Genomic DNA, 18148 nt, shown 5'->3' on the forward strand with positions numbered 1-18148 from the left:
GTTATATGAAAAGGACCCGCTGGGAAAGGAACGCCTGATGTCTGACCGTGAAATCCTCCGCCTGACCGGCCGTGACGTGCGGAGTTTTCTGCAAGGGCTTGTCACGAATGATGTGGAGCGGATCGACGCCGGTCTGGTCTATGCCGCGCTGCTGACGCCACAGGGCAAGTATCTGGCGGATTTCTTTCTGGTCGCCGATGGCGACGCGGTGCTGCTGGATGCCGATGCGGGTCAGGCCCCTGCCCTGCGCCAGCGGCTGAGCATGTACAAGCTGCGCGCGGATGTGGCGATCGAGGATGCGGACCTGTTCCTGCACCGCGGGCTGGGCGATGTGCCGTCCGACGGCTTGGCCGACCCGCGGCATCCCGCCCTTGGCTGGCGCGCCTACCGCGATGCGCCGCAGGAAGACACGGAGGATTGGGCCGCCATCTATGTGGCGCATGGCATCCCGCAAAGCGGGGCGGACCTGCATCCCGACACCTATATCCTTGAGGCCGGGTTCGAGGCGTTGCAAGGCGTGGATTTCCGCAAGGGCTGCTATGTCGGACAGGAGGTGACCGCGCGGATGAAGCACAAGACGACCCTGCGCAAGGGGCTGGTGCAGGTGCAGGTGACGGGTGCGGCGGAGCCGGGCACCGCCATCACCGCCGATGGCAAACCGGTGGGCACGCTGCACAGCCGGTCAGGCGATACCGCGCTGGCCTACCTGCGCTTTGACCGGGCGCGCGGGGCCATGCAGGCGGGCGACGCCACCGTCACGTGGGACGCCGCCGACTGATCTCCGAGATCAGGCGCGCTCGGAATATTCCATCGTCTCGGTGTTGACGACGATGTCCTCGTCCTGCCCGACGAAGGGCGGCACCATGACCTTGATCCCGTTGTCGAGGATCGCAGGCTTGAAAGAGTTGGCAGCCGTCTGACCTTTGACCACCGGCTCGGTCTCGACGATCTTGCAGGTTACTTTCTGCGGCAGTGTCGCGTTCAACGCCTCGGCCTCGTAGAATTCGACCACGATGGTCATACCGTCCTGAAGGAACGGACGCCGGTCGCCGAGGATTTCGGCGGGCAGTTCGATCTGTTCGTACGTATCGGTGTCCATGAAGACGAGCATCCCGTCATTTTCGTAGAGGAACTGCTGGTCTTTCTGTTCGAGGCGCACGCGCTCGACCTTGTCGGCGCTGCGGAACCGTTCGTTCAGCTTGGATCCGTTGCGCAGGTTGCGCATCTCGACCTGAGCAAAGGCGCCGCCCTTGCCGGGCTTCACGTGGTCCACCTTGACCGCGGCCCACAGGCCGTCGTTGTGCTCCAGCACGTTTCCGGGGCGGATCTCGTTTCCGTTAATTTTAGGCATGTGTCAAAACCATGGCAAAAGGTTGATGAAAAGTTGATGCCCCCTATATCTCGGTGATGGAGACGCGGCAAGACAACCAAATACTGTGCTGCACCCGCAGCGAGATATGCGCTCAGCGCAAGGGTGCCATGCAAATATGGGGTATCCGAATCGGTAGGGATAGGCCATAACGAGCGTCACGCCGGAAAGACAAGAGCAAGAATAAAGGAAGGACGACGAATGAAAGATTTCGTTGACGGCACAGCCTTTAACAATGAACAAGGCAACCGTGCACGTAAACTGTTTGCAGCCGTCGTATTGGCTGCCCTCGACGATGCAATCGCCGATGACAAGAAATATGGAAATGGCCCTGAGCAGATCGCTCGCTGGGCACGGTCGCGCGACGGACGTGAAGTCCTGAGCTGTGCGGGTATCGACCCGAACGAACGTGTCGTGGAAGGGCTGATGGAATTCGTGGGCAAAGGTGTGCGGACATCCGTGGCGCTGAGCCGTGAGGAGTCCGAGCGTCGCAACGCAGCACAACAGGCCGAAGCCGCCTGATCCTGCGCCACACGACTGCTGCTAAGGAAAACGCGCCCCTCTGCCGGGCGCGTTTTCTTTTGCCCTGTGGCCTGCCCCAAAGCAGAAACTTAAAAGCCTGACCCATTCAACCCAGACTTCGACGGGTCTGAAGATGGAGCATGTTCCTGGTCAGTTGCATGTCGCTCTAGCTGTCGATGAAGAAAAACAGCCACTGCCGCACAATCCACACCTCGGCCGCCATCAGGATCATCGTCATCACCATGGCCCAGATCGGCTCGCGGCGCAGCAGCAGGACAATCCCCGCAGCCAGCGCGATGACGCCTTCGATCGGGGCGATCCACATGGCGCCATGGGCCCGGTCCCAATAGCTGAACGGGCTTTCGAACACCCAATCCGACACGGGCCAGAAATGCGGCCGCCCGTCGTCATGGTGCAGTGGAAAATCGAGGCTCAGGTGCAGCATCGCAGCCCCCGTCAACGCAATGGCCCAGGGCACACGCCACCACAGCGCCACCGCCAACAGGATCCCCCACAGAACAAACGAATTATCGATGGCAAATACGGTCTGCCATGCGTCGGAGAAGTAAAGTTCGTTGAACACCCGTTGCGGGGAAATCCCCAGCACGAACAGAGACGTGCCCGCCATGAGGTAGAGCGACAGGTCCGGCAGCAGGCCGCCAAGAAAAGCCGCCAACAGAACACCGGTGCGCATGGGCCTGCCAAAAGCCGCAGCTCCGATCAGAAGGTGCGCCGGCGTGTTCATTCAGTCACGCCCGCGCCTGTCATCAATCGAGTTCTTGTGCCGCCAGCGCGCGGTGGATCTCGCGGCGCACCAGTTTGCGCACATTGCGCGTAATCCGTTCACCCAGCGCACCCTGCAACTCTTGCCGTACGATGTCGCTGACCAGGTCGCGCAGGGCCTCTTCGTCCAGCACGTCCTCGTCACTGGAAAAGATCTGCGCCGCCTCTTCTAGGTCGGGCTCGGGTGCGTCGCGTTGCGCATCGGTATAGGCGGCATAGGCCGGGGCCTCATCCGCGTCTTCCCACGCCATGGTTGGCGGTTCAGTACCGGCATAGGCATCGGTGCCAGGCTCGTCAGGTTCAAACTCTTCGCTGCGTTTGCCGATCAGGGTTTCCAGTGCCGCAATCTTTTCGCTCAACCCCTGGGGAGCACTGTCGGCCTGCGCGTCCAAGTCCTCGATGTCCGCGTCATCTTCATGCTCGGGGGCTGCGTCCACCTCAACGTCACCGGAGGCGTCATCTGCCTCGGGCTCCGCCACATCTTCGGTGGCGGCGTTCGCATCGTGGTCTTCCACCTCCTCTGGCGCGTCTTCGGCGGCAAAGGCCTCGTGAATGGACATCTGTTCGATATCGACCGAAGGCTGTTCGGCAACCACGTCCCGATCGTCATCTGCAAGAACCGCTTCGATATTCTCGACGGCCTGCATGATCTGGGCGCCTTCGAAGGCGTCGTCCTGATCGGGTGCCTTGTCTTGATCGGGGGCCTCGTCGGTTTCCGGGGTCTTGTCGGTTTCCGGGTCAGAGGTCGCATCCATGTCCGGTTCGGGTGACACATCCACGTCGTCCGGTTCGGCGTCCTTGGCCTCAGGCTCCATCACGCGGAGAGACGGCGTCAACACCAGCCTGTCGCTGGAAGCGGTTGCCTCGGCTTCGGTCTCCGGCCGCTTGTCATCGGACACCAGGCGACGAATGGACGCCAGAACGTCCTCCACCTCGGTGTTGGTCATCGGATCAGACATTGTATTGTACCACTCTTAACCTCAACGCGCAGTCTACCCCGCGCGTGAGAGTCGCACAATACTGTGCTGAAAACCTTAATCGATTTGCAGTGCGCGGATCACATTGTCCAACTGCTTGCCCTGTTTGGACAGCTTGGCAGGACCGTCCTTGACCAGATTGTAATAGGCCGCAGGGTCATAAATCTGCACGGGTAGTTTCAAGCGTTGCGCCGTCAAAAGGCCCATGGATTCCAGCACCGAATAGGCCGCGATATACTGGTCGGCCTGCGCCGAGATGCGGTTTGTTTCGGCGTCGAGCAGATCCTGTTCCGCGTCCAGAACGTCCAGCGTGGTCCGTGCGCCCAATGTCGCCTCTTCGCGCACACCTCGGAACGCCACGCGCGCCGCGCGGATCTGGCGTTCGGATGCCAAAAGGCTCGCCCGGGCGGCCACAAGATCGGAGATCGCGTTCACCACGCCCTGCTGCACATTGTGGCGCACGTTGTGCAGGTTGCCACGCGACGCGTCGCGCACCGCCAGCGCCCGGCGTTCGCGCGCGGTCAACTCACCACCGCGGTAGATCGGGCCCGAGACGTTCAAACCGATGCTGCCGGTTTCCGAGCTCGTTTGATCCCCGAAGGTTTCGCTGACGCCAAGACGCCCCTCCAGCGTGATGTTGGGCATCATGTCGGCGCCTGCGGCAGTCACGAGCAGTTCATTTGCACTGATCTGGTGGCGCGCCTGGTCCAGTTCGGGGTGGTTGCGCACGGCCACGGCCTGCGCGTTTGCCAGATCCGTCGTGGTTTTCGGCAGTCGGGGCAGTCCTGCAAGCCGACCGGGTTGGCGGCCTGTCGCGTTAGCATATTCCGCCCGGGCCTGCGCAAGGTTCCGTTGCGCGTCGGCCAGGTTACTGCGGGCCTGGGCCACGGCGGCTTCGGCCAGCGCCACGTCCGTGCGTGTCACCTCGCCCACGTCAAACCGGTCCTGCGCCGCACGCAATTCCTGTTGCAGCAGGCGCAGGTTGTTCTGGCGCAAGGACACAAATTCCTGCTGACGTCCGACATTGAAATAGGCCACCGCGGCGCGCAACAACACGTTCTGTTCGATGTTCAGCAGCCCCGCGCGGGTCGCGAGAACGGTTTCCTTGGTGGCCTCTGCACGCGCCGCATCCGCACCGCCGTCAAAAAGCTGGAGCGTTGCCGAGAGCCCAAGGCTCACCGATGTGGAGCCGATGTCTCGTGCTGTGAACCCCGAAGCCGCCGTGGTGGAATTGCCGAACTGGCGGGTCACGTCCCCGGACCATGATATGATCGGTCGCAAGGTGGACAAGGCGATGGCAACATCTTCGTCCGCGGCACGCAGCAGCGCCCGGTTCTGATCAAGGACCCCGCTGTGGCTGTAGGCTCCGACCAGCGCATCTGCCAGACTGTCCGCCTGGGCCATCGACGCGGAGAACGCCAATGCCGCCAGTCCCGAACGCGCCACGCGCCAAACCCTCATGTGCCCTGCTCTTTTGTCCATCTGCTCTGTCCCCCGCATTTTGCGCCAATGACCTGTGGGCGCATGCCTGTTTGTCTAGAGTTGGAAGATGTCGTGCCTTTCGAACCCTTCCAGGATCGGAGCGCCCGCGTTGAACGACCGGCGCCACGACATTCTGTCGTCCATTTTGTAACCGACGCGCACTTCGCCAAGCGCGCCATCCATGAAGATACAGGCCATCCGCCCGCCTTCCTTGAGCTGTGCCACCAACGCGTCCGGGACATGGGCCACACCGCCCTGGACCACGATCACATCATACGGGCCATGCTCGGCCGCGCCGTCATGCAACGGGCCTGCCTGCGTGATGACGTTGTCGATGCCCGCAGCCATCAGCGTGTCCTGAGCCTCGCGCAGCATGTCCTCGTCCGAATCCAGCGCAACAACCGCCGCGGCCATATGCGCGATCACCGCAGACGAATAGCCGTAGCCCGCCGCCACATCGAGCACGAGTTCCTCATTCTCGATGTCCAGCGCGTCCAGCATCTTGGCGAGGGTGCGCGGATCCAGCAGGACGCGCGCCCCGCCCAGATCGAGATTTTCCCCCAGATAGGCCGCGTCCCGTTTCGACGCCGGAACAAAGTCCTCCCGCTTGACGGTCAGCATTGCATCGATAATCGGAAACTTGGTCACATCAGAAGGCCGCACCTGCGTATCGACCATCATTGTGCGGCGGGCGGAAAAGTCTGTCATGGCAGCTAAACTCGTTCGTTCAGAATCTTGTCTCTAGATGTGCCACATCCCGCGCGACGGAGCAACGCGCTAGACGCCGCACGCCCGACTTTTGCACAAGCCCCACTTGCAGGCGTTGTGCGAATGGTCTATCGGCATTCTCGCACCATACAAGGCGAGTTGGCGGAGTGGTGACGCAGCGGATTGCAAATCCGTGTACACCGGTTCGATTCCGGTACTCGCCTCCAATAAAATCAATGGGTTACGAATTTTTCCGCTCATTGGCTATCACCTCTGGTATCAGTTTCACGTTCTGTGCCTGTTCTGTTCGGGGTCATTTGCGCTTTGCTGCTGCCTGCCGCGCCCGCATGATTTGCCGCGCTTCCCCCGCATATTTGATGATCATCGCTTTAGACGTATGGCCGCTGTAGCTGGCGATTTCATCGTCACTGCAGCCTGCCCACGCCAATTCCATCACCCCGCGATATCGCAGTGCATGCTGATCATGGGCCATCAGGTCTAACCGCTTACGTTCGCGCACCATGACGCGCGCCATCGCGTGATAATCCATCTTCGAACCATCAGCACGGGTTAGGATGTGGCGCGATGGGTGCGGCGCGAACCCCAGATCAGCTTTCGCCTCGTCCAGCGCCGCCTTGAGCGCAATCGTACACGGCAGGGAAAGGGCTGTGTTTGTCTTGTTCTGACGCAACTTGAGGGTGTCGCCATCATAGTCGCCCCATTGAAAATCTACCCAGTCGCCAGGGCGCTGCACACTTCCAACGCCAATCTCGAAAATCAGGCGGGGCAATGGCTCGCCCTCTTCGCGCATCTTTTCCACCGCCCGATCTGTCCAAGGCAAATGCGGCTTCTGGCGGTCCTTGGGAACTCTGAGCGGCTCGATATCAATCGCAGGATTGTCTTTGCGCCACCGCCTACGGATCGCCAGCTTGGATAGCATGCTAATCGCAGTCGGGATGTAATTGGCAAAGCGGACGCGATGCCTGTTCTTATCCATCGCATCGTAAATGTCGGCTTGGGTAAGGCGTGCCACGTCAGCCCGCCCTATCTTTTCAGTCAAATATTCAAAGACTTGCTCAAGGTCGCTTCGATAACGGGGCGAATATCCCGCCCATTTGCCCGTCTCGCGCAGAGCATCTATCAATGCGGTCCATGACGTCTTGGCGACCGCCTTTTTCCCGCTGACAATCTCCCAATACTGCTGGTCGAACTCAGCCGTGCCTTCCTCCGCCGTAATCCGCCCCAGATAGAACATCTTGCCGTTGACGCTCTTGCGCACGTACCAACGGCCAGACGGATGCTGCCAAAGGTACTTCTTGCGTCGGCCTACCACTGAATTTGATCCCATAATCCTGTCACATCCCCACCTGAAATTCGCTTGAGCGTTTCAGTATCCCAACGAACAACGCCCGGCGCAATTTCATGCCCCGGCGGTAGGTGACCTTCATCGACCAAAGCCTTGAACTCGTTCGTGCGCAGATCGAGCAAGCGGGCTGCGGTGGTCTCGCTGGCCATGATGGGCGTTTGCTCTGCCCGGCTCATGGCTTGCTCGCGCCCGAACGCTCGTCAGGTTCCACCATATTCCGCGCGATGTAGTCCTGAACCGCGTCCTGCGGCAGTAGGAAATTAGTCCCGTTCTTGAGGAATCGAATGCTTCTGGTGGCTATCAACTTCCTAATCCGCTTCTCAGGCCAGCCACTATGAGCTGCCAATTCTCTCGGGGTAAGCAGGGAACAATCGTCCATAGTTCTTTCCTCTTTGGCATTTAGTGATATCAATAGAAAGAATACGCAACAAAAGGTTACGTAAGTCCAAATATGGGAACATTTGTCCGAATGTCAACTGTATTGATTGGAATTGGCCAAAGGATGCTGAGCGTACGCAGTCAGCTCGGCTATCCTCAAAACAAAGTCGCAGCGATCCTGGGGATCGCTGACAAATCTTATAAGAATTACGAGCTTGAAAAACGGGAGCTGCCACTCTCTATCGCAGTCAAGTTTTGCGAAGAGTTCGACAAGAACCTCATGTGGCTGGTGTATGGAAGCTCCATGCCTGACAGTGAGCAGTCCGCTCGTTTAGCCGGGGAAACCGCGCAGGCTGTGTTTGATCACGCGCAGACGACCAAGAGGACGTTTTCCAGCGCGGAAATACAAAAGTTCACCCATTACATCTTTGAGCAAGCCCTTTCGAAGGGTACCTCGCCGCAAAGTGAGGCAAAGCTGTTCTTTTCGGCCATAGGCTAAGGCAGACAACCCGATGAAACATTTGAAAGACCCAAAGACGCCAATCAACAAATTCGCCAATTCTTTGCGCGTGATGGGAATTTTCCTTTTGGTGATCGCCTGCGTTGGCTTCATTTCCTACCGCTCTGAAACAGGCAACTTTTGGGACATCTACACCCTGTTCCTGCTTCACCTTTGTGTTGCTGGGGCTATCCTCGCATTTATTGGTGAAGCGCTATGGAAAATACTGCTGAAAAACAGCGACGTCTCGCGACGTAAGTTCTATTTCTATGGCGAAGAGTAGCTTTGGCTACTATTGGCCGATAGTATGCAGGATAAAGTCAAAAACGGGTCTGGCGGGCTCAAACGCCGCAGGCGGTAGAGCGGGAACTATTTCCTTAGCAAAGGTTGCCTTGTCACCCTTGAAGCGCTGACAATCGCCGGGGCGCGTCGGATCGGTTTCAAAATGTGCGCCTACTCCAGGCGCGTCACGAAAAAGCAGCTCCATAGGAAAACTTGACTTGCTTTTATAGTGCTCTCTGGTGGCTGCGTTCACAACTTGTCCGTAGCAGCTATGTTCCTCGGAAACTGGCAACATCAGATTGTAGCCGTCCACTCCATTCCGCTTCTTGGTCAAACAACGCGAAACATTGCCTTGCACAACTTGACTGTGGTTCATGTTCCATTCGTTGTAAGCTTCATCCCAATCGTACAACGCAAAAATTTTGCGCCCCTGATTGTCTTGGTAGAATTCATTGCTTCGCATCAAACGGCCAAGTGTCGTGCAAGAAAATGCGCTCAATATCTCAAAGGGCCGGTTCACCTCTGCTCCATACAACTTGCGCCAAGCCGTTTCGAAGATGATTTCGTCCGTTACCCCCTCAACCATGAGTACTGGCCCATTGGTGTTCTTGAGATTGTGGTAAATGTTGAGGCGCGCCTCACGCTCACTAAACGTAATTAGGCCAGCCGAGAGTGACTGGACTACTGCCGCTTTATCACGCTGCACCGCCGAGACGTTGCCATCCGCAATCTCAAAAAGGCGTATCTGCGGTTCATTGGCCTCGACGATCGTCGAAGCACTGTGACTGCTGAGTAGAACGTGATTGGTTTGCGCGGCTTCGGTGGCCGCAATGTCTTCTACCTGCTTAAGAAAACTAAATTGCCACTCCGGGTGCAGAAAGGAGTCTGGTTCATCGAGGAGAGTGATGCAGTTACGGTCCTTGAAGAATTCCGTGATGGCAAAAATGTAAACGGATTGGAACTGGCCGTCGCTAAAATCTCCGACAAGGATCGGCCTTCCGTCGCCCAAACCGATCGGAATGGACAAGCCCTCAAACATGCCAAGTGTTTTAAGGTTGTCGAATTGGCGAAAAAGATCAGACGACGACGCGTCGGCAAACTCTTCACGGAAGAGCTCAAGATTAATGCGGATAGTATATCGATCTTGCCCACGGTCATAAATCGAGTCTCGTGTGAACTCGCCCCTAACACAGTTGAGCAACCGTTCAACGAAAACGAGTGATTGGCCCTTCGCCCCCCATAGGAACGAAGCCACATCGCCAACTTCGACATCGCTGTGCTTAAACCTGGGCGGCGAAAGCCGAAGCGTGACGGTTTCAGACGTGACCTCGATCCCCAGCTTCTGGCAGATGTAGCGACGGGCCGCACAATCGTCGGGCTGCATTAACAGGATCGAAAGCAGCATCTCCTTGTACTCCGCGCCGATGCTGATGAACTCCCGCGCCTCCTCGCCGGTCCATTTGCGGTTCCGGCGGGCGTAGGCCCGGGAGTACTGATCTACGGTAGACGTGATTTTGTCGCTGTGACCGGAATAGTAGATGATAACGTTGTCGGGTGTCAGCGCGTCGGCGATTTTCGAACGGTTCGCTCCGTTGACCTGCAACTGGCCACCCTCACGACATACGCGCACGTCACCACCATCGATCTCGTAGAACAGATCGAAGTCGAAACTGATCTCGCTGCGCCGCTTCATCGAGGCAAAGACGAAGTTGAAGATCTCCACCAGGGCCTCGAAAAAGTTGGACTTACCCGTGCCGTTCTTGCCGACGAAGATGTCGAGGAAGCTGTCGCCGTCAAAGGTGAGCGTGAAGTCGTGAAGGTTCTTATATTCGCTGATCCAGACAGATTTTAGGCGCATAGATTTCCCCTATGTCTTCACGAAGGTCAGTTGGGCGTCGAGAATAAAATAGGCGAGGATCGCGGCTTGGGCTTCGAGTGGCTGGTCGCGGATCATTTGGCGAACCGGATCACGCGGCCTTCGTTTCTTTTTCAAGAACTTAACCGTCTTTTCAAGCAGTTGCCGGTTCTCTTTCGCACTTTGTCCGCGCCGCCCAACAGTCGGAAGCCAGCTATCAAAGCTCTGAAACTTTCGTTCAAACTGATGCGGTTCTTTGGAGTACACGTAACCGAAGCTATCGTTCGGCTTGAAGCTGACGTGATGATCCTTCGTGTCGTCCGGCAAAACGATCTCATTGGGCGCGAACATGGCCGAGGCCTGCGACACGACCGTTCCGGCGCTGTAGGCGTCTGAGAACTCCTTGGGTGTGTGTATCTGGCTGGTCACGTAGAAGACGGCGTTGCCGAGCGCTTCGAGCCCTTGCAGGGCCTTGTGTTGGCGGTACTTACCGTTCTTGTGCAGGTTCATGCGATAGACTTTCGGATCAGCATAGAGGCCGTCCTGTATCTCGCGTGCGCTGTTGCGCACTAGAACGTAGGAGCGCTTCAGCTGGATAAAGACAGGCGTTGAGCCATCGAGGGTGACCTCGACGTCATAGCCCTTCGTCGCCTCTGCGCCTTGGCTGATGAAGTCAGGAGCCTTGGGGAACTTACCACCAAGCACGTAGTTTTGCTCCAATTCACGCAGGAAAGCGAAACCGAAGGTCAGCTCAGTGAAGTCAGGCCAAGGCATCGATGGCTCGTTTGCAAAGGTTTCTCGGACCTATCGATTCAATTGATTTTAAGCGCATGTTTTCTCAATGAATTTTCGAGGTAAGGGTGTCAGCGAGCTCAACTGAGCTTGCTGTAGAAATAGAAATTCTGCCTCTTGTCAGTTCGATCAATCGTTCCAGTTCTCGCGCTTTTGCAACAATTCTTTCCTGTTCCTCGATCGTTGGCACACCGATCATGAGATTCCGCAAAAACCCCAATGAAACAAACGGCTGTGCACCACCTGATGCTTGTGACTGCAAATCGACGGCCAAGTTTTCCATGTATAGCTTTACAAACTCAGGAATGCTCTGGGTCTTGTCGTAGTATTTAAAAAGGGCCACGTTCTTAACGCTAAAGACCTCATCAGTTCGGACCATTACTTGGTTTCCCAAGTTTCCACCAATCATTGAGAACAAGATGTCATCCTGTTCAACGCGAGAGCGCTTCGAAATCTCGAAATGATCTGCGGCAGAAATTCTTCTCGCTGAGTCAAAATCAATGTCGCCGTTTTTGAAGTTCTTGCTTGTTACGAGCGGAAATGTGTTGGTTCCATTTGCATCTTTGGGGCTGTCGTGAGTTCCATCTCGAACATCAATGAAATCGTTCAGCCTAGACCAAGCCCAACCGTTAGGCAGGGTAAAGGGAGCTTCGTCTTCATTGATGACTTTGAGTGCTTTTGATTTTCGCAGGCGTCCGTTAGAGATTAGTACTTCTTTTTTGGCTGCGATGCTTCGAAGAAGTTGCGAAGCCGATCCCTCCGTTTCGTTCTGAGGCACCAAGCTTCCTCTAATGGCTAACTTTAAAATGATTTTCCAAAGTGAGCTAAGACTATCCTCAGTAGTAAACAGCGTGTCGAAGTGGGCTTCGATGCGGGTCCAGTTTTGGGTGAGCTCTTCGTGGGATTGGCTGTTGGTGAGGGTGGCGAGGCAGGTTTCTACGAGGGTTTGATGCGCCTTGAGGCTGTCCTCGGCCTGATGCTCCAACGCATCACACAGCGCCATCAGCTCATCCACCTTGGCCACGATGCGGAGTTGTTCTTCGGTTGGGGGGAGCGGCACCAAGCCAGAGAAGAATTGTTTGTCGTTGATGGCCGGATAGGCGATACCGGTCTGGCACCCTTCCACATACGATATGAAGGTCGGCGAGCGGAAATAGCGATATAGGTAAGAGGCCGAAATTCCGTCGAATGGATGAACGATAGCGAAGGCGGTGCTCGCGATCGGTTCAGGTTCAAAGGTCTCTGTGATCACCGCAATATTCAGCAGATATGGGCGAACTGTGGAATAGACTACGGTCCCATTCCGAACCAGCTTGCGTGCCCGCGATGGCGCTTTGCTCGCCTCAAGAACCGTTGGCTCAGATACCAGTCCTAGCTCTTTGTTAATGGAACCAACGTCGATGTAGGTAAATTGGCCTTTTGGAACCTTCTGCCCCCAATCGTGACCAAGCTGAGATACTCGACACCACGTCCAGCCACGCGGAAGCTCAAAGGGAATCTCTGTCTTGGTGATCTTTGCAAGGGGTTTAGGCTTCTTAATGAAGCCCTTAGCAAACATTTGAGACTGCTGGAAATGCAGCCGGTCAAGCAAGCCGTCAGCAGGCTCCTCGTCTTGATCCTGTGGCACCAGCTTTCCTCGTACTGCCAGTTCCAGGATCAATTCGCGCAGCCTCTGGATTCCGTAGAGGCTGGTTGCACCACCATTCCCACGGCCCGCGCTGGATTTCTTCTCTGTCGCCGCCACCCAGATATCCAGATGGTCGGTGATGAGTTGGTTCACATCCGTCACGGGCGAGCTCCGTTCAGTGCATTTGACAGAATGTCCTTCAACTGGTCGCGCAGCTTCTGAATGTCATTCTGCGCTTCCCGATAGTCTTTCAACAGCTTGTCGGGGTCATGGTCCGTCTTCGCCGCCTCAAAGGGGTTCTTGTCGTCGAAGTTGAAACCACGCTGTTCGAAGTACTCAACGCTACGCTTCCACGCCTGATTGGTTTCCTCGCGTGCCTTGAACCCATCGGCCTCATCCCCCCACCAGTCGATCTCGGGCTGGAACTCCGCGAACTGCATGGGCTTGGATTTGTTGTAGTTTTTCACACCTTCTGGGTAAGGGTGTTCGTAGAACCAGACGTCCTTCGTCGGTTCACCCTTGGTAAAGAACAGGATGTTGGTCTTAATGCCCGTGTATGGGTTGAAGACTCCGTTGGGCAGGCGGACAATGGTGTGCAGATTGCACTCAGTCAAAAGTGACTCTTTCAGCCGTGTCTTCGTGCCTTCGCCAAACAGAAAGCCATCAGGCAGGACGACCGCAGCGCGGCCGTGTTTCTTGAGCAGCTTGATGATGACCGCGATGAAAAGATCAGCGGTTTCACGGGTGCGCAGGCCTGCTGGGAAATTCTGCTCGATCCCGTCTTCCTCGATCCCACCAAAGGGCGGGTTGGTGATGATGCAGTGCACGCGATCCTTATCGCCATAGTCGCGGTAGGGTTTGGCCAACGTGTTATCGAGGCGGATGTTTGAGGGGCTGTCGATCCCATGCAGGATCATGTTGGTCATGCAGAGCATGTAGGGCAGCGGCTTTTTCTCAACGCCCTTGATGGTCTTGGCGAGCTGCTGGCGGTCTTTGCTGGTTTTGGCGTAGTGCTCTTTCTTGTGGTCAATCGCGCATGTCAGGAAGCCCCCGGTCCCACAGGCTGGGTCAAAGACGACCTCATCCAGCTTTGGGTCAACTCGGTTCACGATGAAGCGAGTGACGGCGCGAGGCGTGTAGAATTCGCCAGCGTTGCCCGCGCTTTGCAGGTCGCGCAGGATTTGCTCATAGATACCGCCAAAGGTGTGCCAGTCTTCGCGGTTATTGAAATCGACCTCGTTGATCTTGTTGATGACCTGGCGCAGCAACGTGCCGGATTTCATGTAGTTGTATGCGTTCTCGAAGACGCGCTGGATGATGAGCGCCTGTTCTCGCTGCGGGCCTTGCGTCTTCACGGGGGCCTTCAGCTTTGGAAAGAGCGTATCTTGCACAAAGTCAAACAGACCTTCGCCGGTCAGGCCTTCACGCCCGCCCGCCCAATTGCGCCACCTTAGGTGGTCGGGAAGTGCCGACACGAAGTCATCATCAATGAGTTCAAGTTCCTGTTCGCGGTCATCGAGAATCTTCAGGAAGAACATCCACACCATCTGGCCGATGCGCTGCGCATCACCATCGACACCCACGTCTTTGCGCATGATGTCCTGAATTGCCTTGATGATGCTGGTAAGATCACCCATTTATCCGTCCGCCTGTCTGTATATCTGTTGCTCAAGCTCTCTAACGGCTTGTTCGTATTGTTCTTTGCCGCCGAACACATCGCGGATGATCTCGACCGGTGTTCCAATTTCATCGAAGGGGTCAAGACGCAAGACGCGGGCGTCCTCGATCGTGCGCACACCTTCGTCCGCATACTTGTCCAGAAGCGCCGACAAGACCTTGCGGGCCTCGTCTCCGTATTTTGTGAAGTAGTTGCGCTTCTTGACGTTGTTGGCCCGCTCCGCGCGCGTGAGAGGCGGCTGGTCGTATGCGATGTGGCAGAGCAGGTCGAAATCGCCGAAATCCTTGCCGACCTCTTCGGCCAAGTTCTCCAACAAGATGCCATGCTCCTCCAGCTCCTGGATGATCGCGGCCTTCTTGTCTGCGTCGTTCCACTTGCGGATGAAGTCGTCCAAGGACGAAAACTCGGTCAAAATCTGTTTCCGCGCGAATTCCCTGTAAGATTCCGTGATCAAAGCACCGTCGGGACCGATGAAGCTGACGCGTTCCGCAATGATCTCCACTTCGACGCCGCTGACGACTAGTTTGGTTATTCCAGTACTATCTGGCGGTTCCAAATGATCGTCCTCCGGATCAATTGGGGGATCAGGAGGTTCGGGCGGATCATCATTGCCTGGCTCGTAGATAACGACCGCTTCCCCGTCAAAGTCTGGGTCGTTGAAAAGCTCCGTGGCCTTTTTGAAGTCCATGATGGTGAAGTACCACTTGCCATGCTCCTCATCGACGCGGGTTCCCCGCCCAATGATTTGCTTGAAGGTGGTCATGGATGTGATCGTTTTATCGAGGACTATCAGCTTGCAGGTCTTCGCATCTACGCCAGTGGTAAGCATTTCCGATGTTGTCGCAATGACGGGAAACTTGCTTTCCGGGTCGATGAAATTGTCCAAATCGGCTTTGCCATCCTCCTTAGTATCGCCGGTGATACGCCGGACATACTGAGGATTATCGATCGCGATCTGGCCGGCAGCGTTTACGATTGCCTTGCGCATCCGCTCGGCGTGGTCAATGTCTTCGCAAAAGATGATGGTCTTGCTGAAAGGGTTAGTCGCGTTGAGAAGCTGCATAACCCTCGCGGCAACCAGCTTGGTGCGTTGGTTAAGCACCAGAAGACGATCCATGTCTTTCTGGTTGTACTGTCGGTCTTCAAGCGGGTTGCCGAGATCATCGATGGCGCCGGGTGGCGGGGTCCACCCCTCGACATCCTTGTCGATATCGATTTTCACTACTTTGTAAGGCGCTAGAAACCCGTCTTCGATCCCTTGTTTAAGGCTATAGGTGTAGGCTGGTTCGCCAAAATAGGTGCTGCTCGAAACGTCCTTGGTTTCCTTTGGCGTCGCCGTCAAACCAATCTGTATGGCACCCTTGAAATACTCGAGGATCTCACGCCACTCCGAGTTTTCAGATGCGCTTCCGCGATGACACTCATCTACGACGATCAAATCAAAGAAGTCTGGGGAAACGGTCTTGAACGTCTTGTCACTTTCCTCACGGCCCGTGAGTGACTGATATAGACCCAAGTGTATTTCATAAGACGGATCAATTCTCCGACTTCCAATTTTGGTCATCACTGAACCAAAGGGCTTAAAGTCATTCACAAGAGTCTGATCAACAAGAATGTTACGATCAGCTAAAAACAAAATGCGCTTTGCAGCACCAGCCTTCCAAAGCCGCCAAATGATCTGAAAAGTCGTGTAGGTCTTGCCGGTTCCGGTCGCCATGACCAATAGCACTCGATTCTTGCCCTTGGCGACAGCTTCAATGGTGCGGTTGATCGCTTCGGCCTGATAATACCTCGGCTCTTTGCCCGACCCGTCATCATGGTACGGCTCCATGAGCAAGGTTTGCTCACCATCGTCAATGCCACGAAACGATTTGTAACGTGCCCAAAGGGTTTGGGGGTCTGGAAACGCAGTCAAAGAAAGAGATGTTTCAATGTCTTCGCCGGAGCTTGGGTGCTTGTTGTGTTGTTCGAAACCATCGCCATTTGAACTGAAAGCCGTTGGAATCTGCATGATCTCGGCGTAGCTAAGCGCCTGCTGCATCCCGTGTCCTATAGAATGGTTGTTGTCTTTGGCCTCCAATACAGCCACGGGAAGAGACGGCTCCCAGGATAGGACATAATCGGCAAATTTCTTTTTCTTCTTGTTGCGGGAAGACATGTTACCGCGGACGATGATTGGCCCCGGCGTCAAAGTCACTTCTCGCCTTATCTGGGTAAACTGATCCCAGCCAGCGCGCTTCAGTGCCGGAGTAATATAGAGGTCGCAGATATCGGACTCACTGAGCTTCTTCTTCTCTCCAGGGGGCAGCGACATTTGCTTCTAATACTCCAAAATTCCCTTTGTTAAGTTGTACAAAGCGAAGGTTCTTAGGCTATACAATTATACGCAAAAGCGTATACTGACTAGTGTGATCTTTTCTGCAATGGACGCGCGATGAATAGTCTGATTTCTAGCCCGCAACGCTTGGGTGCTCTGCTCGCCGAAGCTAGAAAGGCTTCCGCCTCAACTCAGGCTGAAATTGCGGAACGCGCTGACCTTCGGCAGGCAACGGTTTCAAAAGTAGAAAATGGTGATCAAGGTGTAAGGTTAGAAACAGTACTATCTTTGCTAGAAGCAAACGAACTTGAGCTCGTAGTTCGAAAGAAGTCAAATCTATCAAGAGCCTAACCCATTAGAATGATCGACTTGATTACCCAAGCTTTGTCTTATTGATCAACGTTTTGGCTGAATGATGATGTGCGCACACCGTCCCCGGATCACAGCATTGAGACCTCGCCGTCAATGACATCACAAGGGACTTGTCCAGCTTAGCTTGGTTGACCGAAAAGCTACGCGTGTAGTCTGTCGTTTGAGGTGATGGAAAAAGACACGCCTTCACGCTGCTTCAAGCGGGCAACCATGGCCAGCAGATTATCCGCGCGCGGGTTGCCCTTGGCGCTGAGCATTCGCATCAGGCTCTTGGGGTCCTTGTCCATGTCTTGCGCCAAGGCCTCGAATCCCACCGTGGCGTTCACATAGTCGCGCAGCAGCACCTTGCCGGTCTCCAGATCATCGCTGAGCATCGCCTCAACGGCTTCGCGGAACAGACCCGCCCGAAACTCAGGATCGCGCTCAGCGCGGGCTTTGATCGTGTCTTTGAAGTCTTTCGTCAGTGGCATGTCAGTCGCCTTTCTCTTTGCGGGCCTTGTAGTCGTCCCAATATGCTTTGGCCTGCTCGATGTCTTTCGACTGGCGCTTCTTCGTGCCGCCGCAGAGCAAGATCACTAGCGTATCGCCGTCCTTGCCAAAATAGACGCGGTAGCCGGGGCCGAAGGTGATGCGCCGCTCTGACACGCCTTGCCCGACTGGCTTCACGTCGCCAAGGTTTCCAGTCTCGATCCGTGCAAGCGCCGTTCGCACCTTCAATGCTGCCGCTGTATCCAGACCATTGAACCAATCTTCAAACGGCGTTTTCCCCGCCTCGGTGACATAGACAACAAGCTCATTCAGTGGCGTTATTGGTGACATATACGTTACCATTTGTCAATCGGTTTGGCATCATCAATGCGTCATCCCCCGGTCTATCTCGACCTCCCGCGCTTCTAGCTCTGTCTCAGCCTCTCTTCGGCGTCCCTCGCTAAGCTCAAGCTCCTGCTCAACTGTTCGTCCAGCGTCGCGTAGCTCGCTTCCTCGTTCAACAATCCACGCAATGCTTTCATTGATACGGCTTGCGAACGTACCAGCAACGTCACGCATTGTGCGATACCATCCAGCTGGCTCTGCATCTTGGTCGTCGAGCGTTCCTCTAACCCGCTCAATTCCTTTGCTGAGGTTTCGCAAGCCGTCACCA

Annotated in this window: 20 protein-coding genes and 1 tRNA gene; 6 read left to right on the forward strand and 15 right to left on the reverse strand. The window is 55.8% G+C overall.

Features of this window, described 5'->3' with window-relative positions; genetic code table 11:
• The first annotated feature begins 37 nt into the window (after positions 1-37).
• On the forward strand, positions 38-778 hold the full coding sequence (locus tag Q0949_RS09165) for a folate-binding protein (protein WP_299370774.1): 741 nt from the start codon (positions 38-40) through the stop codon (positions 776-778).
• 9 nt (positions 779-787) lie between these two features.
• Here Q0949_RS09165 and efp read toward each other — a convergent pair whose 3' ends face one another.
• Positions 788-1351 (reverse strand): elongation factor P, encoded by a 564-nt coding sequence (gene efp, locus Q0949_RS09170; RefSeq protein WP_299370776.1) that lies wholly within the window; start codon positions 1349-1351, stop codon positions 788-790.
• A gap of 219 nt (positions 1352-1570) precedes the next feature.
• Between efp and Q0949_RS09175 the strand changes: the two genes are divergently transcribed.
• Complete coding sequence (locus Q0949_RS09175) at positions 1571-1891, forward strand: DUF6280 family protein (RefSeq protein WP_039684470.1); 321 nt, start codon at positions 1571-1573, stop codon at positions 1889-1891.
• Positions 1892-2057: 166 nt separating this feature from the next.
• On the opposite strand, the gene Q0949_RS09180 is transcribed toward Q0949_RS09175, so the two are convergent.
• From Q0949_RS09180 to Q0949_RS09195, 4 genes are all read right to left on the reverse strand, one after another.
• Positions 2058-2636 carry a cobalamin biosynthesis protein CobQ gene (locus Q0949_RS09180; protein ID WP_299370778.1) on the reverse strand — a complete coding sequence of 193 codons (579 nt, stop codon included), beginning with the start codon at positions 2634-2636 and terminating at the stop codon, positions 2058-2060.
• Positions 2637-2658: 22 nt separating this feature from the next.
• Positions 2659-3633, reverse strand: a complete 975-nt coding sequence (locus tag Q0949_RS09185; protein ID WP_299370780.1) for a hypothetical protein — start codon at positions 3631-3633, stop codon at positions 2659-2661.
• A gap of 75 nt (positions 3634-3708) precedes the next feature.
• A complete protein-coding gene (locus Q0949_RS09190) occupies positions 3709-5112 on the reverse strand; it encodes a TolC family outer membrane protein (RefSeq protein ID WP_299370782.1) in 1404 nt (467 codons plus the stop codon).
• Positions 5113-5187: 75 nt separating this feature from the next.
• On the reverse strand, positions 5188-5841 hold the full coding sequence (locus tag Q0949_RS09195) for a protein-L-isoaspartate O-methyltransferase (protein ID WP_299370783.1): 654 nt from the start codon (positions 5839-5841) through the stop codon (positions 5188-5190).
• 153 nt (positions 5842-5994) lie between these two features.
• Here Q0949_RS09195 and Q0949_RS09200 point away from each other — a divergent pair.
• Positions 5995-6068, forward strand: a tRNA-Cys gene (locus tag Q0949_RS09200).
• Between the two features lie 86 nt (positions 6069-6154).
• Here Q0949_RS09200 and Q0949_RS09205 read toward each other — a convergent pair.
• Together Q0949_RS09205 and Q0949_RS09210 are read right to left on the reverse strand one after the other, a co-directional pair.
• Positions 6155-7120 carry a tyrosine-type recombinase/integrase gene (locus tag Q0949_RS09205; RefSeq protein ID WP_299370785.1) on the reverse strand — a complete coding sequence of 322 codons (966 nt, stop codon included), beginning with the start codon at positions 7118-7120 and terminating at the stop codon, positions 6155-6157.
• Between the two features lie 47 nt (positions 7121-7167).
• Positions 7168-7383 carry a hypothetical protein gene (locus Q0949_RS09210; protein WP_299370787.1) on the reverse strand — a complete coding sequence of 72 codons (216 nt, stop codon included), beginning with the start codon at positions 7381-7383 and terminating at the stop codon, positions 7168-7170.
• Positions 7384-7676: 293 nt separating this feature from the next.
• Between Q0949_RS09210 and Q0949_RS09215 the strand changes: the two genes are divergently transcribed.
• On the forward strand, positions 7677-8084 hold the full coding sequence (locus tag Q0949_RS09215; protein ID WP_299370789.1) for a helix-turn-helix transcriptional regulator: 408 nt from the start codon (positions 7677-7679) through the stop codon (positions 8082-8084).
• Positions 8085-8097: 13 nt separating this feature from the next.
• Positions 8098-8367, forward strand: coding sequence for a hypothetical protein (locus Q0949_RS09220; RefSeq protein WP_299370791.1), 270 nt, complete (start codon positions 8098-8100; stop codon positions 8365-8367).
• Positions 8368-8376: 9 nt separating this feature from the next.
• On the opposite strand, the gene Q0949_RS09225 is transcribed toward Q0949_RS09220, so the two are convergent.
• From Q0949_RS09225 to hsdR, 5 genes are all read right to left on the reverse strand, one after another.
• Entirely contained in the window at positions 8377-10224 is a 1848-nt protein-coding gene (locus tag Q0949_RS09225) for an AAA family ATPase (RefSeq protein WP_299370794.1), read from the reverse strand.
• A gap of 9 nt (positions 10225-10233) precedes the next feature.
• A complete protein-coding gene (locus tag Q0949_RS09230) occupies positions 10234-10995 on the reverse strand; it encodes a hypothetical protein (RefSeq protein ID WP_299370796.1) in 762 nt (253 codons plus the stop codon).
• 64 nt (positions 10996-11059) lie between these two features.
• Positions 11060-12802: a restriction endonuclease subunit S gene (locus Q0949_RS09235; RefSeq protein WP_299370798.1), complete on the reverse strand. Its 1743-nt coding sequence runs from the start codon at positions 12800-12802 to the stop codon at positions 11060-11062.
• The gene (locus tag Q0949_RS09240) at positions 12799-14277 is read right to left on the reverse strand and encodes a class I SAM-dependent DNA methyltransferase (protein WP_299370800.1); all 1479 of its coding nucleotides are present in this window, start codon (positions 14275-14277) and stop codon (positions 12799-12801) included. The genes Q0949_RS09235 and Q0949_RS09240 overlap by 4 nt, the downstream gene beginning before the upstream one ends.
• Entirely contained in the window at positions 14278-16632 is a 2355-nt protein-coding gene (hsdR, locus tag Q0949_RS09245) for an EcoAI/FtnUII family type I restriction enzme subunit R (RefSeq protein ID WP_299370802.1), read from the reverse strand.
• A 120-nt stretch (positions 16633-16752) separates the two neighbouring features.
• Between hsdR and Q0949_RS09250 the strand changes: the two genes are divergently transcribed.
• A complete protein-coding gene (locus tag Q0949_RS09250; protein ID WP_091428958.1) occupies positions 16753-16986 on the forward strand; it encodes a helix-turn-helix domain-containing protein in 234 nt (77 codons plus the stop codon).
• Between the two features lie 161 nt (positions 16987-17147).
• Here the strand turns inward: Q0949_RS09250 and Q0949_RS09255 are convergent, their stop codons facing one another.
• From Q0949_RS09255 to Q0949_RS09265, 3 genes are all read right to left on the reverse strand, one after another.
• Positions 17148-17477 carry a transcriptional regulator gene (locus Q0949_RS09255; RefSeq protein WP_299370806.1) on the reverse strand — a complete coding sequence of 110 codons (330 nt, stop codon included), beginning with the start codon at positions 17475-17477 and terminating at the stop codon, positions 17148-17150.
• A gap of 1 nt (position 17478) precedes the next feature.
• A complete protein-coding gene (locus Q0949_RS09260; protein ID WP_299370809.1) occupies positions 17479-17826 on the reverse strand; it encodes a type II toxin-antitoxin system RelE/ParE family toxin in 348 nt (115 codons plus the stop codon).
• A 74-nt stretch (positions 17827-17900) separates the two neighbouring features.
• A partial coding sequence (locus Q0949_RS09265) for a hypothetical protein (RefSeq protein ID WP_299370811.1) occupies positions 17901-18148 on the reverse strand: 248 nt, incomplete at its 5' end.

It is taken from the genome of uncultured Tateyamaria sp. (genome assembly GCF_947487805.1).
In the GTDB taxonomy this organism is placed as follows: domain Bacteria; phylum Pseudomonadota; class Alphaproteobacteria; order Rhodobacterales; family Rhodobacteraceae; genus Tateyamaria.

Bases quoted from the DNA above. Each gene is read 5' to 3' on its own strand.
- Q0949_RS09165 (WP_299370774.1), top strand. From the start codon at position 38: ATGTCTGACCGTGAAATCCTCCGCCTGACCGGCCGTGACGTGCGGAGT.
- efp (WP_299370776.1), bottom strand. From the start codon at position 1,351: ATGCCTAAAATTAACGGAAACGAGATCCGCCCCGGAAACGTGCTGGAG.
- Q0949_RS09175 (WP_039684470.1), top strand. From the start codon at position 1,571: ATGAAAGATTTCGTTGACGGCACAGCCTTTAACAATGAACAAGGCAAC.
- Q0949_RS09180 (WP_299370778.1), bottom strand. From the start codon at position 2,636: ATGAACACGCCGGCGCACCTTCTGATCGGAGCTGCGGCTTTTGGCAGG.
- Q0949_RS09185 (WP_299370780.1), bottom strand. From the start codon at position 3,633: ATGTCTGATCCGATGACCAACACCGAGGTGGAGGACGTTCTGGCGTCC.
- Q0949_RS09190 (WP_299370782.1), bottom strand. From the start codon at position 5,112: ATGAGGGTTTGGCGCGTGGCGCGTTCGGGACTGGCGGCATTGGCGTTC.
- Q0949_RS09195 (WP_299370783.1), bottom strand. From the start codon at position 5,841: ATGACAGACTTTTCCGCCCGCCGCACAATGATGGTCGATACGCAGGTG.
- Q0949_RS09210 (WP_299370787.1), bottom strand. From the start codon at position 7,383: ATGAGCCGGGCAGAGCAAACGCCCATCATGGCCAGCGAGACCACCGCA.
- Q0949_RS09215 (WP_299370789.1), top strand. From the start codon at position 7,677: ATGTCAACTGTATTGATTGGAATTGGCCAAAGGATGCTGAGCGTACGC.
- Q0949_RS09220 (WP_299370791.1), top strand. From the start codon at position 8,098: ATGAAACATTTGAAAGACCCAAAGACGCCAATCAACAAATTCGCCAAT.
- Q0949_RS09225 (WP_299370794.1), bottom strand. From the start codon at position 10,224: ATGCGCCTAAAATCTGTCTGGATCAGCGAATATAAGAACCTTCACGAC.
- Q0949_RS09230 (WP_299370796.1), bottom strand. From the start codon at position 10,995: ATGCCTTGGCCTGACTTCACTGAGCTGACCTTCGGTTTCGCTTTCCTG.
- Q0949_RS09240 (WP_299370800.1), bottom strand. From the start codon at position 14,277: ATGGGTGATCTTACCAGCATCATCAAGGCAATTCAGGACATCATGCGC.
- hsdR (WP_299370802.1), bottom strand. From the start codon at position 16,632: ATGTCGCTGCCCCCTGGAGAGAAGAAGAAGCTCAGTGAGTCCGATATC.
- Q0949_RS09250 (WP_091428958.1), top strand. From the start codon at position 16,753: ATGAATAGTCTGATTTCTAGCCCGCAACGCTTGGGTGCTCTGCTCGCC.
- Q0949_RS09255 (WP_299370806.1), bottom strand. From the start codon at position 17,477: ATGCCACTGACGAAAGACTTCAAAGACACGATCAAAGCCCGCGCTGAG.
- Q0949_RS09260 (WP_299370809.1), bottom strand. From the start codon at position 17,826: ATGTCACCAATAACGCCACTGAATGAGCTTGTTGTCTATGTCACCGAG.